15 protein-coding genes are annotated in these 14995 nt (G+C 60.0%); 5 read left to right on the forward strand and 10 right to left on the reverse strand.

The window, feature by feature from the left end; all coding sequences use genetic code 11:
- The first annotated feature begins 33 nt into the window (after positions 1-33).
- On the forward strand, positions 34-771 hold the full coding sequence (locus tag ASD32_RS00230; RefSeq protein ID WP_060635910.1) for a 16S rRNA (uracil(1498)-N(3))-methyltransferase: 738 nt from the start codon (positions 34-36) through the stop codon (positions 769-771).
- 146 nt (positions 772-917) lie between these two features.
- A complete protein-coding gene (locus tag ASD32_RS00235) occupies positions 918-2291 on the forward strand; it encodes a glutamate--cysteine ligase (protein ID WP_060635911.1) in 1374 nt (457 codons plus the stop codon).
- 3 nt (positions 2292-2294) lie between these two features.
- On the opposite strand, the gene ASD32_RS00240 is transcribed toward ASD32_RS00235, so the two are convergent.
- On the reverse strand, positions 2295-2726 hold the full coding sequence (locus tag ASD32_RS00240) for a GNAT family N-acetyltransferase (protein ID WP_060635912.1): 432 nt from the start codon (positions 2724-2726) through the stop codon (positions 2295-2297).
- A gap of 191 nt (positions 2727-2917) precedes the next feature.
- Here ASD32_RS00240 and ASD32_RS00245 point away from each other — a divergent pair, with 191 nt between their 5' ends.
- A complete protein-coding gene (locus ASD32_RS00245) occupies positions 2918-3856 on the forward strand; it encodes a DUF937 domain-containing protein (RefSeq protein WP_060635913.1) in 939 nt (312 codons plus the stop codon).
- A 24-nt stretch (positions 3857-3880) separates the two neighbouring features.
- On the opposite strand, the gene ASD32_RS00250 is transcribed toward ASD32_RS00245, so the two are convergent.
- From ASD32_RS00250 to ASD32_RS00260, 3 genes are all read right to left on the reverse strand, one after another.
- Positions 3881-4060, reverse strand: coding sequence for a hypothetical protein (locus tag ASD32_RS00250; protein WP_060635914.1), 180 nt, complete (start codon positions 4058-4060; stop codon positions 3881-3883).
- Complete coding sequence (locus tag ASD32_RS00255; protein ID WP_060635915.1) at positions 4057-4650, reverse strand: response regulator; 594 nt, start codon at positions 4648-4650, stop codon at positions 4057-4059. Before ASD32_RS00255 ends, ASD32_RS00250 begins: the two co-directional genes overlap by 4 nt.
- A 407-nt stretch (positions 4651-5057) precedes the next feature.
- Positions 5058-5351 (reverse strand): DUF1127 domain-containing protein, encoded by a 294-nt coding sequence (locus ASD32_RS00260; RefSeq protein ID WP_060635916.1) that lies wholly within the window; start codon positions 5349-5351, stop codon positions 5058-5060.
- 322 nt (positions 5352-5673) lie between these two features.
- Here ASD32_RS00260 and ASD32_RS00265 point away from each other — a divergent pair, with 322 nt between their 5' ends.
- Positions 5674-6624, forward strand: a complete 951-nt coding sequence (locus tag ASD32_RS00265; RefSeq protein ID WP_060504715.1) for a LysR substrate-binding domain-containing protein — start codon at positions 5674-5676, stop codon at positions 6622-6624.
- A 606-nt stretch (positions 6625-7230) separates the two neighbouring features.
- Here ASD32_RS00265 and katG read toward each other — a convergent pair.
- On the reverse strand, positions 7231-9438 hold the full coding sequence (katG, locus tag ASD32_RS00270; RefSeq protein WP_060635917.1) for a catalase/peroxidase HPI: 2208 nt from the start codon (positions 9436-9438) through the stop codon (positions 7231-7233).
- A 108-nt stretch (positions 9439-9546) separates the two neighbouring features.
- On the opposite strand from katG, the gene ASD32_RS00275 reads away from it, so the two are divergent.
- The gene (locus ASD32_RS00275) at positions 9547-10446 is read left to right on the forward strand and encodes a hydrogen peroxide-inducible genes activator (RefSeq protein ID WP_060635918.1); all 900 of its coding nucleotides are present in this window, start codon (positions 9547-9549) and stop codon (positions 10444-10446) included.
- Position 10447: 1 nt separating this feature from the next.
- On the opposite strand, the gene ASD32_RS00280 is transcribed toward ASD32_RS00275, so the two are convergent.
- From ASD32_RS00280 to ASD32_RS00300, 5 genes are all read right to left on the reverse strand, one after another.
- Positions 10448-11323 (reverse strand): dienelactone hydrolase family protein, encoded by an 876-nt coding sequence (locus ASD32_RS00280; protein ID WP_060635919.1) that lies wholly within the window; start codon positions 11321-11323, stop codon positions 10448-10450.
- Positions 11324-11524: 201 nt separating this feature from the next.
- Positions 11525-12307 carry a 3-hydroxybutyrate dehydrogenase gene (locus ASD32_RS00285; protein ID WP_060635920.1) on the reverse strand — a complete coding sequence of 261 codons (783 nt, stop codon included), beginning with the start codon at positions 12305-12307 and terminating at the stop codon, positions 11525-11527.
- A 12-nt stretch (positions 12308-12319) separates the two neighbouring features.
- Positions 12320-13060 (reverse strand): acetoacetate decarboxylase, encoded by a 741-nt coding sequence (locus ASD32_RS00290; protein WP_060635921.1) that lies wholly within the window; start codon positions 13058-13060, stop codon positions 12320-12322.
- On the reverse strand, positions 13057-14199 hold the full coding sequence (locus tag ASD32_RS00295) for a patatin-like phospholipase family protein (RefSeq protein ID WP_244490056.1): 1143 nt from the start codon (positions 14197-14199) through the stop codon (positions 13057-13059). Before ASD32_RS00295 ends, ASD32_RS00290 begins: the two co-directional genes overlap by 4 nt.
- Positions 14200-14433: 234 nt before the next feature.
- Entirely contained in the window at positions 14434-14853 is a 420-nt protein-coding gene (locus ASD32_RS00300; protein ID WP_060636229.1) for an MAPEG family protein, read from the reverse strand.
- Positions 14854-14995 lie beyond the last annotated feature (142 nt).

Raw genomic sequence — 14995 nt, forward strand, 5'->3', positions numbered from 1 at the left:
TATCGTACGAGGCTCTAGATTGAGGACTGATCTATGCGCGCCAATTTCCGCATGCAGCGGCTGTTCATCGACGTACCGCTGACAAAAGGGACGATCTACGAAGCATCGCGCGAGCAGTTCAACTATCTCGTCAATGTGCTGCGTTTCGAAGCGGGCGGCACCGTGTTGGTTTTCAACGGCCGTGACGGCGAATGGCAGGCGGAACTCTCCTTTCCGACCAAGAAACGCCTGTTCCTGACGGCAACCGAACAGGCCCGGCCGCAGCCGGCACCCTGCGATCTGCAGTATCTGTTTGCACCGCTAAAGGTCGGCCGGCTCGATTATCTCGTGCAAAAGGCGGTGGAGATGGGGGCCGGCCTGTTGCAGCCGGTCATGACCCAGCATGTGCAGGGCAAGATCACCAATCTCGACCGGGTGCGCGCCAATGTCATCGAGGCGGCCGAGCAATGTGGCGTCCTCGGCGTTCCCGACGTTGCCGAGCCGCGCCGGCTGGACGACATTCTCAGCGGCTGGCCGGACGATCGCCGCATCATCTTTTGTGACGAGGGCGATGCCGGGCAAAATCCGCTGCCGGTTCTTGCGGCGGTGAAGGAACGCAAACTGGCGCTCCTGATTGGTCCGGAAGGTGGTTTTTCCGATAGCGAACGGACGCTGCTGCGCAGTCTCGACTTCGTCACCGCCATCCCGCTCGGCCCGAGAATTTTGCGGGCGGATACGGCGGCGGTGGCAGCAATGGCTGTGATCCAGGCATCGATTGGCGACTGGCAATAGAATCTGCGATGTTCACGTCATTCGACGTGTTGAAAATTTGAACCGGCCTTGAAAGAATTTCACTTGCACCACACCTGAAACCGGTTCAATCACCCTTCTGATGTCTGCCGTCCGGCAGGTCCCCGCCCGTTCAAAAGAAGACGCCCATGGCCAGAGACACCACCGACCAGACGCCGGTTACCTCCATTGCAGACCTGACGGAATATCTGGCAGAGGGCAACAAGCCGGAAGAGAAGTTCCGGATTGGGACGGAGCACGAGAAGTTCGCCTTCTTCAAGGCAGACAATAGCCCGGTTCCCTATTTCGGTGATGCGAGCATTTCGGCGCTTCTGAACGGCATGGCGCAAAAGAGCGGCTGGGAGCCGATCATGGATGCCGGCAATATTATCGGCCTTGCCGAGAATTCCGGCCAGGGCGCGATTTCGCTGGAGCCCGGCGGCCAGTTCGAACTGTCGGGCGCGCCGCTCGAAAACCTGCACCAGACCTGCAAGGAATCCAACCGGCATCTGGCCGATCTGCGCGAAATTGCCGAGCCGCTCGGCATCCGTTTCCTCGGCATTGGCGGCAGTCCGAAATGGACGCTTTCAGAAACCCCGCGCATGCCGAAATCCCGCTACGACATCATGAGCCGCTACATGCCGAAGGTCGGCACACAAGGGCTCGACATGATGTACCGCACCTGCACGATCCAGGTGAACCTCGACTTCTCCTCCGAAGAGGACATGCGCCGCAAGATGCAGGTATCGCTGAAGCTGCAGCCGCTGTCGACGGCGCTGTTTGCCAGCTCGCCCTTTACCGACGGCAAGCCGAACGGCCTGCTGTCCTGGCGCGGCGACATCTGGCGCGACACCGACAACCAGCGCGCCGGCGTCCTTCCCGCCATCTTCAATGCCGATTTCGGCTTTGAGGATTACGTCACATGGGCGCTCGACGTGCCGATGTATTTCGTGGTGCGCGACGGCAAGTACCATGACTGCACCCGCGTCACCTTCCGCCAGTTCATGAACGGGGCAATGAAGGGCGAGCTTGCCGACTGGGAGCCCAATATGGGCGACTGGACCAACCATCTCTCGACGCTGTTTCCGGATGTGCGCCTGAAGCGCTTCCTGGAAATGCGCGGCGCCGATGGCGGCCCGTGGCGCCGCATCTGCGCGCTGCCGGCGTTCTGGGTCGGATTGCTCTATGACGGAGCAGCGCTCGATGCCGCCGAAGACCTCACCCGCGACTGGACCTATGAGGAAACGCTTGCCATGCGCAATGCGGTACCGGCACAGGGACTGTCTGCCACGCATCGCGGCACCTCGCTGTTCGACATTGCCCGCGAAGTGCTGTCGATCTCGCGCCTGGGGCTGAAGAACCGCAACCGGCTGAACGGCGACGACGTGGACGAGAGCATCTTCCTTGCCCCGCTCGATGAAGTGCTGGCCAAGAAGGCGACGCTCGCCGAAGACCTCCTGGCGCTCTACAAGGGACGCTGGAACGGCTCGGTCGAGCCGGTGTTCACCGACTACCAGTATTAGGCTCTAAAATCTCTTTTTCAGAAAGTAGCGGGGAATGGCGTTTTCGGCGCCTTCGAGTTCGCCGAAAACGGTGTAGCCGAGCTTTTCATAGAACGGCCGCGCCTGAAACTCGAATGTGTCCAGCCAGACGCCGATATAGCCGCGGGCCCGCGCGATCGTTTCTGCTTCCGCGAGCAGGCGCGAGCCGAGGCCCTGGCCGCGATACGCATCCGGCACCCCCAGATATTTGACGAAGGCCCAGCCGAACCCATCCGTGCCGTAAAGACCGCCGGCAACCGCATTCGTGTCGGGGTCGCGCAGCAGAATGGCGAAATCGGTCTTTTCCTCGATGGCACCGAGATGCAGTGCCGCATGCTGGTCCAGCACCGCAAGGATTGCTGCCGCATCCTGCGCACTGGCATTTTCAGGAATGATATCGATGATCGGACGCTTCATGCCGGTTCCACGCTTGACTGGGGACGCAGGCACAATAGGCGAACGCCGCAGGCTTGTGGAGAGTGAAATTCCGCCGATCCAGGAGCAGGACGCATAGTCCTCATCCGGCTCACAAAAAGCGGTGTTCTCGCGGCTTTTTGCCGTTATAGTGCAACAACATGCGTAGTGCCGCCTGCTGGAGAGGACAAAAAATGATCCCGCTTTTCGATATGATGATGCAGGCACAGAATGGCAATGCCATGGACGTGATGGCCAAGCAGTTCGGCCTGGCGCAGGAGCAGATGGCCAAGGCGACGGCCGCCCTGATGCCGGTCTTTTCCACCGCCCTCAAGCGCAACACCGCCAACCCTTATGATTTGAGCACCTTGCTCGCTGCCATGTCGAACGGCAATTACGCCCAGTATTTCGAGGATATGAACAAGGCTTTCACGCCGCAGGGCCTGGCCGATGGCAATACTGCTCTCAATCAGCTTTTCGGCTCCACCGACATGCTGCAGGCCATTTCCGGGCAGGCGGCGCAGATAACTGGTATCGGCCAGGAAATCTACAAGCAGATGCTGCCGGTGGTGGCGAGCGCGATCATGGGGGGATTATTCAAGCAGGCATCCGGGCAGATGGGCGGGATGCAGAATCCCTTTGCCAATACGCCGATGGAAGCGATGATGAAGCCATGGCTGGAAGCATCCGGCTTTACCAGGAAGCCGCAACCGGCCGCCAATCCATTCGAAAACGCTTTCACGCAGGCGATGAGTTCCTTCACGCCGGCGATGAACTCGTTCACGCCGGGGATGAACTCGTTCACGCCGGGGATAAACCCTTTCACGCCGGGGATAAACCCCTTCGCGCAGGCCATGCAGGGCTTTTTCGGCACCACAAAGCCGGAGGAAAAACAGCCATCCGCCCCGGATATGTTTGCGGCCAACCCCTTCATCAAGGCGTTTCAGGACATGATGAACGGCAAGCCACAGGCGGCACCCGAGCCGGAAAAGAAGCCTGCCGAAGCCAATCCGATGGCGCAGTTTACCGAGATGTTCAACAGCATGTTCGACAGCGGGCTTGAGGCGCAGAAGGAATATCAGAAGAACATCGACGGCCTGTTCGAGACCTACCGGAAAACGACAAACGGTTAACCGCTGCGGCTTGCCGGCGTGACGCTATTTGACACCCTGGTTTTCATGCTGCTGTAACCGCGCCTGCCTCAAGGCATCGGTTTTTTTCTTGGCGGCGGCAACCCGCGCTTCTTCGCTCGCGGTTGCGACACTCTTGGCCTGTTCGAAATCGCCCCATGACGACGGCCCCCTCGGCCGGCGCTTCAATGGTTCGGTATCAGTCATGCTTTTTTCTCCATTTGAGAGCCAAAGCCCTGGACTTCCAGCGCCTGGGTGAGCAGTCCCGTCAGTTGCCGGTCGTCGAACGGCTTCCTTAGCCACGGCACCTGCTGGAAATGGGAGGGAATTTCGGCGCGATCGGCGCCAGAACAAAAAATCATCGGCACGCCGCGTTCCAGCAGAAGGGATGCGACCTGCGTGCACACCTCGCCTTTCAGCTGAAAGTCGAGAATGGCAGCCAGCGGTGTGTGGAAGGTCAACCATCTCAATGCCGCAGCGCAGGACGGATATGTCTCCGATTTCAGCCCGGCTGCGTTCAACACCTCCTCCATATCAAGCGCAATGAACGGCTCATCCTCCACAACGAGGATCTGATCGGTAGGACACGGCTGCGCTGAAGCTGCCATCTCCAGAGAGAGCCTCCTTAAAAGACCGGAATTTTCCGTGGATTTGGCCAACCGCTCGGCAACCACCAAAGCCTTTTGGCCTTCTTCGCTACCGATTTTGAACCCATGCGCATCGCACCAGCGGTGCACAGCCGCAATAGTTGTTTGCGACTGACCATCTTCAAAATAAAGCAAATCAAGAAGAGACATACAGCTCTGCTCCAAGAATTGGGCAAGAGCACAAGATCTCTCAAACAGTCACAGCCGAGTGGGCGTAGTGGGACCGGTCATGCAACAATACGCTGAATTGCACGGAGCGCATTAAACTATATTAACTGCGGTCATTTTTTCTGCGCGGGCCAGTTTCCGCGCGTGCATCAACACGAACTCTCAGTGTTGCAGATAAGAAAAAGCCCGGTACCGGTCTTGGGGACCGGGTACCGGGCAAGCAGCAGGGCAATTGGCTCTAACCCTGCGGGGAACGGTAACGCGCAGAGGCGGCTGCGCGTCCCTGTTGCGTGGGACGTTTTTGAAAACGTCTAGGGCACGCAACAAAACTCTTTCAAAGTGCTGCTCCGGAACTCTTCGAGCTCCGCAGGCAGCGGTCAAAGCACATCTCAGCCGAGGCGTGCCTTGCGGTAGAACGTGTTTGCCCGGTCACGCGACGCCTGTGTCAGGTGACGGCCGGGATCGTCGAAGAACGGCGAGGTCATTGCCTCGCGCACTTCATGGCGGCAAAGCCCCATATCGAGCAGCTGGTGATCGTCGAGATCCTGCAGGCGGCCGATGGCATTGCGGTTTCGCAGCAGGCGCCATACCGAGTTCAGCACGCCCATCAGCCCCGTCTGGCGGGATGTCGCGGACAGCTTCCCGGTGAGGGTGAGGTCAAGTGCGTGGTCGGTCGTGCGCATGATGTTAACTCCTTTGTCAGGGCACGTCAGCGCTGCACGTCTTGAACGTGCCTCGCTGTCATTCTAGATTTTGTCTCATTTCTTTCCAGATCGCCCAGGATCTGGAAATTTAGGCAAGGGCGACCCATCCCCCGCAGGGAGGCCGGCGCGGGAGTTGGGTCGAAACTTATATTGGTGGACCGGCTTTGCTGACGCTCGCCGGAATGGTTCAGAATGCGATTTGCCCAATCAAATTCGCAAATCCTTATTGATCAGTCCAACGAATGTTTCTAATGGTATTCATCAAACTATTTCATGAGTGCTCTTTTTGAGGACCAGGACCATGTCCGCACCGCTCGATATCGATCAACTGCAGACTTTCGTTGCCATCGCCGATACCGGCAGCTTCACCAAGGCGGCCGATCGGGTTTTCAAGACGCAATCGGCGGTGTCGATGCAGATGCGCCGGCTGGAAGAGCGTATCGGCAAGCAGCTGTTTGCCAAGGACGGGCGCGGCAACCGCTTGACGACGGAAGGCGACCGGCTGCTGAATTTCGCACGGCGGATGATCCGGCTGAACAACGAAGCCATCGCCTCCTTCGACGACAACCGCCTGGAAGGCACGCTGCGCATCGGCACGCCCGATGATTATGCCGATCGCTACATGCCGGAAATCATCGTCCGCTTTGCCAAGACCCATCCGAATGTCGAGCTCAACATCGTCTGCGAGCCCTCGGTCGATCTGGCGGAAAAGATGGCCAAGGGCGAACTCGACATCGCGCTGGTGACGCACAATCCGCGTGCCCGCGCATCCGACGTGGTGCGCACCGAGCCGCTCTGCTGGGTCAGCTCCATCAACCATCCGCTGCCGGAAAATGCACCGGTGCCGCTTGCCGTCGGCAAGCGTGATTGCGCCTGGCGCCAGGCCGCCTGTTCGGCACTCGATGCCACCGGCAAGGAATATAATATCCTGTTCACCAGCTGGTCATCGACGGTGGTGGCGGCGGCGGTACTGGCCGGCATGGCGGTTTCGGTCCTGCCGGAATCGGCGCTGCGGACCGGGATGAAGGTTCTGACCCAGGCGGATGGTTTTCCAGCCCTTGCTCCGGTTCAGATCGGCATCATGAAGCGGCCAGGGCTTTCGCCCTCGCTCTCGAACGCGATCACCAACCACATCACGGCCTGTCTCGACAATATCACGCCGACGACAAGCACCGATGATCTGGATGGCGACATGAAGAATTTTCCGCGTTACCCGCGGCTGCGCCAGAGCCATATGCTGCCCGGCTGGTAAGACCCAATCGCTCGACAAGCAAAAAGGCCGTGCTCCCTTCGGAGACGCGGCCTTTTTGTATTTGCTAATATGGATACCCGGCCAGAATACGCGGCCGCAAAAATCGACTGCAATATATATTCGTCCTAAGCAGCCCCGAAAATCGCTGCCGGGCTTTTATACGACAATTTGAATATATGCCCAAGGGCCCAGAATGGACCATTTTTGGTGGAATTCCCCTAGCAAATTAGGGGAAATTTAACGGCAACGCTGATTTTCGGGCCCCGGATGAGGAAAAACTGAGCATTTTCGTGATTTGGGCAGAGTGCTGGCAGCGCTGGTTCACGCGGAGTTGGGAGGCTAGCCGGGAAATTGAGCGTTGTCCAAACCCTGCGTCATTCCTGTGCTCGTCACAGGAATCCAGCCAGCTCAAGTCCTTGAGCTGAAAGAGTCTTTTGACCCGACGGACGTNGCTACAAGGGCAGGGATGACGGCGAGAGGGGTACCGCTTTCGCCAGACAATCGGCTTTGACAGTTTTTGGCAGTCTGAACCGGGCCCTTGCGGGCCCGGCCTCAAAATCGCGATCATGAAGCCCGCTGCATTTGAGCGGGCCTCAATGCGGCAGGTCAGACCAAGTCGAACCGGTCGGCGTTCATGACCTTGTTCCAGGCGGTGACGAAGTCGCGGACGAATTTAGACTGTGCATCGCTCTGACCATAGACTTCGGCCACGGCGCGCAGCTGGGAATTCGAGCCGAACACCAGATCGACGCGGGTAGCGGTCCATTTGAGTTCGCCGGTTGCCCGGTCGCGCCCTTCAAAGACCTCCTTGTCCGGCGATGCCGCCTTCCAGACCGTGCCCATGTCAAGCAGGTTGACGAAGAAGTCGTTGGTGAGGGTTTCCGGACGCGTGGTGAAGACACCATGCTGGGACTGGCCGAAATTGGCGTTCAGCGCCCGCAGTCCACCCACCAGCACCGTCAGTTCCGGCGCCGTAAGCGTCAGGAGTTGCGCCTTGTCGATCAGAAGCTCTTCGGCCGATACGGTGAAGCTTGTCTTCTGATAGTTGCGGAAACCTTCCGAAACCGGCTCGAGCACCGAGAAGGATTCGATATCGGTCTGTTCCTGCGTCGCATCGGTGCGGCCGGGCGCAAACGCAACGGCCACGTCCTGACCGGCGCTCTTTGCCGCCTTTTCGATGGCGGCGGCACCGCCGAGCACGATCAGATCGGCCAGCGATACCTGCTTGCCGCCCGGATGCGCCTCGTTGAACCCTCTCTGGACGCCTTCAAGCGCCGCAAGCACGGTTGCGAGCTGTTCGGGCTGGTTGGCGTCCCAATCCTTTTGCGGGGCAAGGCGGATGCGCGCACCATTGGCACCGCCGCGCTTGTCGGACCCGCGGAAGGTCGAGGCAGAGGCCCAGGCGGTCGAAACCAGCTGCGAGACCGACAGGCCGGAGGCGAGGATCTTTTCCTTCAGGTCTGCTATATCGGCAGCATCGATCAGCGGATGATCTGCAGCCGGGACCGGATCCTGCCAGATCAGGTCTTCGCTTGGAACTTCCGGACCGAGATAGCGGACCTTTGGTCCCATGTCGCGATGGGTGAGCTTGAACCAGGCGCGGGCAAAGGCGTCGGCGAACTGATCGGGATTCTCATAGAAGCGGCGCGAAATCTGCTCATAGGCCGGATCGACGCGCAGCGCGAGGTCGCTGGTCAGCATGGACGGCGCATGACGCTTGGACGGATCATGGGCATCCGGAACCGAGTTGGCGCCCATGCCATGCTTGGGCGTCCACTGATGCGCACCTGCCGGGCTTTTCGTCAGCTCCCATTCGTAGCCGAACAGGTTCCAGAAGAAGTTGTTGCTCCAGCGTGTCGGCGTCGAGGTCCAGGTAACCTCGAGGCCGCTGGAAATGGTGTCGCCACCCTTGCCGCTGCCGTAGGTGCTGGCCCAGCCGAGACCCTGCTGCTCGATATCGGCAGCTTCCGGCTCGCGGCCGACATGGGCGGCGTCGCCGGCACCATGGGTCTTGCCGAACGTGTGGCCACCGGCGATGAGGGCAACGGTTTCCTCGTCGTTCATGGCCATGCGGCCGAAAGTTTCGCGGATGTCACGGGCGGAGGCCAGCGGGTCCGGATTGCCGTTCGGGCCTTCCGGGTTGACATAGATCAGGCCCATCTGCACCGCTGCCAGCGGATTTTCCAGATCACGATCACCGCTATAGCGCTTGTCGTCGAGCCAGGTGCGTTCGGCACCCCAGTAGATGTCTTCTTCCGGCTCCCAGACGTCGGCGCGGCCGCCGGCGAAACCGAAGGTCTTGAAGCCCATCGATTCCAGCGCGCAGTTGCCGGTCAGGACCAGAAGATCGGCCCAGGAAAGCGTGTTGCCGTATTTCTGTTTGACCGGCCAGAGCAGGCGGCGGGCCTTGTCGAGGTTGACGTTATCCGGCCAGCTGTTGAGCGGCGCAAAGCGCTGCGTGCCGGAGGACGCACCGCCACGGCCGTCGCCGGTACGGTATGTGCCGGCGCTGTGCCAGGCCATGCGGATGAAGAAGGGACCGTAATGACCGAAATCGGCCGGCCACCACTCCTTCGAATCCGTCATCAGCGCAAAAATGTCCTGCTTGACGGCCGCGAGATCGAGCGTCTTGAACGCCTCGGCATAATCGAAACCGGTGCCCAGCGGATCGGACAAAGCCGAATTCTGATGGAGAATCCGCAGGTTGAGCTGGTTCGGCCACCATTCGCGATTTGAAGTCCCCTCGCCCGAGTTGCTGGTCAGCGACCCGTGCATGACCGGACACTTGCCCGTTTTCTCGACTTTGGCGTCCATTTCTGCCTCCTGTTTTAATGCAAATTCGTGGGTTCCGCCGCACCATCTCCTATAAGTTCCATAATTTCCAATTGTATTTAATTGAAATATCGATAGGATTATCCTATCATGATCACCATACGCCAAATGCGCTATTTCGATGCACTCGCCAGTGCCCGGCATTTCGGGCGGGCAGCGCAGATCGTCAATGTCAGTCAGCCGGCACTGTCGGCGCAGATCGCTGAAATGGAACGCGAGCTCGGCGTCAAGCTGGTGGAGCGCGGCAAGGGGCCGACGCTTCTGACCCGCGAGGGCGAGGCGCTGCTACCGGAAATGCGCAAGATCCTCGGTGGCATCGACCAGCTCTACCAGCAGGCACGCCATGTCACCGGGGTGCTGGAAGGCAAGCACCGGCTGGGGATCATCCCGACGGTTGCGCCCTATCTTGTGCCCGTGCTTATTCCTTTGGTGCGCGAGCGCTACCCCAACCTGCAGATCGAGCTGAAGGAGCTTTTGACCGGCCCCTGCCTCGACGAATTGCGCCACGGCCGGCTCGACAGCGTTATCGCCGCGCTGCCGGTGGACGAGGAAAACCTGTCGAGTGCGCTGCTGTTTGAAGACCGGTTCCTGATTGCCAGCACCGAGGATGAACACACGATCCTGATGTCGCCGATGACCGAGGACAAGGTCGATGTGGAACGGCTGCTTTTGCTGGAGGAAGGCCATTGCCTGCGCGATCATGCGCTGGCGGTCTGCGGCATTCATTCCGGCCGCCGTGTTGCCAATTACGGCGCAACGTCGATGGCGACGCTGTTGCAGATGGTCAGCCACGGCATGGGCATCACGCTGATCCCCGAAATTGCCGTCAACGACGAAAAGACCCGCAACCGGATGCGGATCGTTCCCTTTGCCGAGCCGCAGCCGTCACGCCGGATCGGCCTTGTCTGGCGCACGCGCAGCGGCCGCCAGAACGACCAGCAGGCGTTGGCCAGCCTGATCTCGGAAGCCGCCCAACGGCTGCTGCAATAGATCAGACGACCTTTGTCTTCAGGAACTCCACCGTCCGGCTCCAGGCGAGATCGGCAGCCGTCTTGTCGTAGCGGGCCGCCGAGGTATCGTTGTTGAAGGCATGGTTGACGCCCTCGTAAATCTGGATGGTGAAATCCTTGCCAGCGTCCGTCAGCGCCTTTTTGTAGGCGTCGATGCCGGCATTAATGCGCTCGTCCAGCCCGGCATATTGCAACAGCAGCGCCGCCTTGATCTTCGGCACGTCTTCTACCGGCGGCTGCGCGCCATAATAGGCGACGCCGGCTTTCAGGTCCGGCGAGGCAACGGCCAGCTTGTTGACCATGCCGCCGCCCCAGCAAAAGCCGACCGCACCGGCCTTGCCGGTGGTCAGGTCATTGCCTTCGAGATAGGTGACGGTCGCAACCGCGTTATCGACGGTCTGCTTGCCATCCAGCGCGCCGATCATTTCGCGCGCCTTGTCCTCGTCGGCCGGCGTTCCGCCGGCGGGCGAGAGAAAGTCGGGAGCAAGCACCACGAAGCCTTCCAGCGCCATGCGGCGGGCGACATCCCTGATATGCGGGTTAAGGCCACGGTTTTCGTGAATGACGATGACCGCAGGCAACTTTCCCGCTGCGTCGGCGGGGCGGACCAAATAGCCTTTCATATCGCCACCGGCACCAGGATAGCTGACATCCTCTGCCTTTACCCGCGCATCGCTTTCCGGGATGATTTCCGCCTGCGCGCTGTTGGCGGCCAGAAGCGGCGCGATGGCGGCGGCGGTTGCAGCCGAGCCGGTCAGCGCCGTCAGCTTGCGCATGAAGGCGCGCCGGTCGAGGCTCAGATGGGTGTACTCGTCATAGGCGTTGATCATCGCCTGGGTGATCTTCGGCTTTTCCATGTTTTCCTCCTCTGGTCCGCCGTCACATCGCGGGGACATGCAGGCGCGCTATACTGGCGCCCGTCACCACACAACGCAGGCGGCCGATAAAACAGAGGTGTGGCGCTCGCCGCGTTCGACAAGCTTGGCACCACCCCGTTGACGCAAACGTGATCCGGCCGCAATGCCCGGCCGGATCAAGAGCCTGCCGCGATGGGACGCCTACTGCATGTACCAGCCATGGCTGACGACGAGCGACTGGCCGGTAAGCGCATTGGTCTCGAAACCTGCAAACAGGAGCGCCACTTCCGCGACATCCTCGACGGTGGTGAACTGCGCATCCACCGTGCCGCCGAGCATCACCTTCTTGATGACCTCGTCTTCGGAAATACCGAGTTCCTTGGCCTGTTCGGGGATCTGCTTGTCGACCAGGGGCGTTCGCACGAAGCCGGGGCAGATGACATTGGCGCGCACGCCGTCCGGTCCGCCTTCCTTGGCAACCACGCGGGCCAAGCCGAGCAGACCGTGCTTGGCGGTGACATAGGCCGATTTCAGCGGCGAGGCTTCATGCGAATGCACCGAGCCCATATAGATGATCGCCCCGCCCTTCTGCGCCTTCATATGCGGAATGCAGGCCTTGGTGGTGAGGAAGGCACCATCGAGATGGATGGCCAGCATCTTCTTCCAGTCGGAAAAGGCATAGTCCTCGATCTTGTTGACGATCTGGATGCCGGCATTGGAGACGAGCACGTCCACCCTGCCCCATTTGGCAATCACTGCTGCGACGCCGGAATTGACGGCGTCTTCGCTGGTCACGTCCATCGCAATACCGATCGCCTCGCCCGGACCCGCCGCCGTCAAGTCCCTGGCCGTCGCCTCGGCTGCTTCAAGCTTCAAATCGGCGATGACGACCCTGGCGCCTTCCGACACATATTTCTTGGCAATCGCCAGGCCGATGCCGCTGGCAGACCCGGTGACGATGCAGACCTTGTCCTTGAGTTTCATGGTTTTTAATCCCTATTTTTGCAGATAATCATGGACCACTTCGCCGAGACCCAGGGTCAGGTCGGAGAGGATATGAACGGCGGACTTGACCTCCAGCACCGGCAGATCGGCGACCGGGGCCAGCGCATGCGGAAACAGCGCCAGCGCGCCCGGACCTTCCCAGGCGCCCTTCACCGTCAGGTCCTCCAGATAATAGCGGACCAACTCGCAGATGCGCGGCGTGCAGTCGACATGCGGAATGATCTTCAGCATGAAATTCGGCTGTTTCAGGCTTTCGAGGATTTTCGCCTTGTCGAGCGTGCGATGCTTGAAGCCCATTGTCGCGGTCGCGACACGCTGGCCGCCATATTCGAGCGTGCCGACCAGCGCGTCCTTGACGGATGTCAGCGACGGTTCCGCCAGCTTCTTCGGGAAACCCCAGATCTCGCGGCCACCGGCAATCGGCGCATCGTCATTCAGATACATCGAATGCACGTAGCCGCCGTGCACGCCTTCAAACGTGACCGGAATGACCTGGCCAGACTCGGTATAATCGCCAAAGCCGGTGGAATCGGGCATGCGGATGAATTCGTATTTCACCAGCGGCTCATCAAACTGCAGCGGCTCCGGCACGACCCGGCGCAAGGCTTCCGGATCGGTGCGGTAGGTAATGATCATATATTCGCGGTTGACGAAGCGGTATGGGCCCGGCGGATAGGACGGGCTGGTCAGCGGCATCGCGAAGGCATTGCGAACGACATCTTCGATTTTCATGGCTTATTCCCCCGCAGGCGTTGCTCGGCAAGATCGAAAACCCGTATTCCATTGGTCGGGCGCGTGCGGTTGCGCCAATCGGGATGATTGAGCGTCTCGACCACATCGTCATGTCCGGCCTTCCAGTGTTCTTCCACCGAGAGCCGCGAAAACTCGTAGTCCTTGGACCCGGTCTCATAGGCCGCATTCCGGTAGATCAGATGCACCATGGTGACGGCGCAATCATTGCCGATCCGCTCAAGAATTTTCGCATCGGGATCGTCCTTCAGCTCCGGCGGCAGCTTTTCCATCAGCCGCTTGGCCGCCATGCGCACCGATTGCAGCTTGCGGAACTGGTCGGTGTTGAGGCGTGTGCGGCTGGAAAAGCGGATTTCCTTTTCCCGCGCCTCGACATCGAAGAGATCGCGCGGCAACGGGCCCTTGGCGCTGAACAGATCGACCTGGAAGATGCAGAGATCGGTTTCCAGTTCCTGGCCGGACAGCACCCGCTGCAGCGGCGTGTTGGAGACGATGCCGCCATCCCAATAGAAGCGGCCATCGATCTCGACCGGCGCAAAGCCCGGCGGCAAGGCGCCGGAGGCTGCGACATGCTTGACGGAAAAGGCGCAGTGATTGTTGTCGAAATAATTGAAATTGCCGCTCATCACATCGACGGCGCCAAGGCTGAGCCGGATGGCGCCCGAATTGATCAGGTTGAAATCCACGAGACCGGCAAGCGTCTCCTCCAGCGGCGCGGTGTCATAGAGACTGATGGCCGCCATCGGATCGCCGGGGATTTTCCAAGGGGAGAAGGCGCGCGGCGTGAAGAAACCGGGAACGCCGGTGAGCGAGCCCAGGAAGGCCGAGGACTCGTTGAACCATTTGCGCATGGCATCGCCATTGCCGAGAAAATGGCCCGGCAATGCCGAGGAGACCCGATGCCAGAAGGTTCTGAGATTATCGACGCGCTGATCGACCGGGCTGCCGGCAATGATCGCCGAGTTGATCGAGCCAATGGAAATGCCTGCCAGCCAGTCGGGGCGGATGCCGGCCGCATGCAGCGCCTCATAGGCACCTGCCTGATAGGCGCCAAGCGCACCGCCGCCCTGAAAGACGAGAACGGTCTTCTCGGTGGGTATAGTCACTGGGGGTATGCTCACTGGATGCTTTCCTTGCGACGACCGCAACTGCGAAGAGACAACGGCTCGTAGGGTTGTCCGGTTCCGCATCCGCAGATTAAGTTTCGGTAATATGGAAAGGCAGTCGAGGGGCTATATGGTCCGCTAATTCAATTGGTTAGGTTTCAACAGGCGGCACTTTTCCTGCCGCCTGGAAGCCGATGATAGTCCGGTCTTGTGCACTGCGCAATGCAAGACAATATGACAATTTCGCAATCAAAACCCGGTGAGGTGAACGGCAAAAATCAACCACAGACTGAAGTTGAGGAAGAAACCTGCCACGAACAGGCGCTGGCGGATGCGCAGCCTGTTGGACGTTACATGCACATAGGCATGGGCGTAGCGGCTGAGAACGAAAAGCCAGGCGATGGCCAGCACGAGATAGTTCACGCCGGCTGTCAGGTGCAAGAGGATGCAGACCACGAAGAACAGCACAGGCAGCTCGAACTGGTTGATCAGACTGCGGGCGACGGTGGCGCTGGGCTCCGGCTCGACCGCCGGGATCCAGAAGTCCGACACTTTGGCGGTCCCGGCACGCACTGCACGGTAGCGGCGCCTGAGCATCAGGAAATAGATCGCGTGGATCAGCGCCACCTGCGCGATAACGGGCCAGAAGATTGCAGTCGATATGGGCATGATCACTCCGTTCATTCGCACCTGCCCTGATCTATAGCGGGCGGGCGGGAAATCCAGAACAGGCGGGCGAACGGTCCACAGCGCTCTCCATGCTTGACAGCTGTTTTACGAATAAACGATGTTCGAGACGGCACCCTCAACA

Origin of the sequence: Rhizobium sp. Root483D2 (genome assembly GCF_001426685.1) — a bacterium.
GTDB classification, from domain to species: Bacteria; Pseudomonadota; Alphaproteobacteria; order Rhizobiales; family Rhizobiaceae; genus Pararhizobium; species Pararhizobium qamdonense.

Coding starts and splice junctions, on each gene's coding strand:
- ASD32_RS00230 (WP_060635910.1), top strand. CDS start 34: ATGCGCGCCAATTTCCGCATGCAGCGGCTGTTCATCGACGTACCGCTG.
- ASD32_RS00235 (WP_060635911.1), top strand. CDS start 918: ATGGCCAGAGACACCACCGACCAGACGCCGGTTACCTCCATTGCAGAC.
- ASD32_RS00240 (WP_060635912.1), bottom strand. CDS start 2,726: ATGAAGCGTCCGATCATCGATATCATTCCTGAAAATGCCAGTGCGCAG.
- ASD32_RS00245 (WP_060635913.1), top strand. CDS start 2,918: ATGATCCCGCTTTTCGATATGATGATGCAGGCACAGAATGGCAATGCC.
- ASD32_RS00250 (WP_060635914.1), bottom strand. CDS start 4,060: ATGACTGATACCGAACCATTGAAGCGCCGGCCGAGGGGGCCGTCGTCA.
- ASD32_RS00255 (WP_060635915.1), bottom strand. CDS start 4,650: ATGTCTCTTCTTGATTTGCTTTATTTTGAAGATGGTCAGTCGCAAACA.
- ASD32_RS00260 (WP_060635916.1), bottom strand. CDS start 5,351: ATGCGCACGACCGACCACGCACTTGACCTCACCCTCACCGGGAAGCTG.
- ASD32_RS00265 (WP_060504715.1), top strand. CDS start 5,674: ATGTCCGCACCGCTCGATATCGATCAACTGCAGACTTTCGTTGCCATC.
- katG (WP_060635917.1), bottom strand. CDS start 9,438: ATGGACGCCAAAGTCGAGAAAACGGGCAAGTGTCCGGTCATGCACGGG.
- ASD32_RS00275 (WP_060635918.1), top strand. CDS start 9,547: ATGATCACCATACGCCAAATGCGCTATTTCGATGCACTCGCCAGTGCC.
- ASD32_RS00280 (WP_060635919.1), bottom strand. CDS start 11,323: ATGGAAAAGCCGAAGATCACCCAGGCGATGATCAACGCCTATGACGAG.
- ASD32_RS00285 (WP_060635920.1), bottom strand. CDS start 12,307: ATGAAACTCAAGGACAAGGTCTGCATCGTCACCGGGTCTGCCAGCGGC.
- ASD32_RS00290 (WP_060635921.1), bottom strand. CDS start 13,060: ATGAAAATCGAAGATGTCGTTCGCAATGCCTTCGCGATGCCGCTGACC.
- ASD32_RS00300 (WP_060636229.1), bottom strand. CDS start 14,853: ATGCCCATATCGACTGCAATCTTCTGGCCCGTTATCGCGCAGGTGGCG.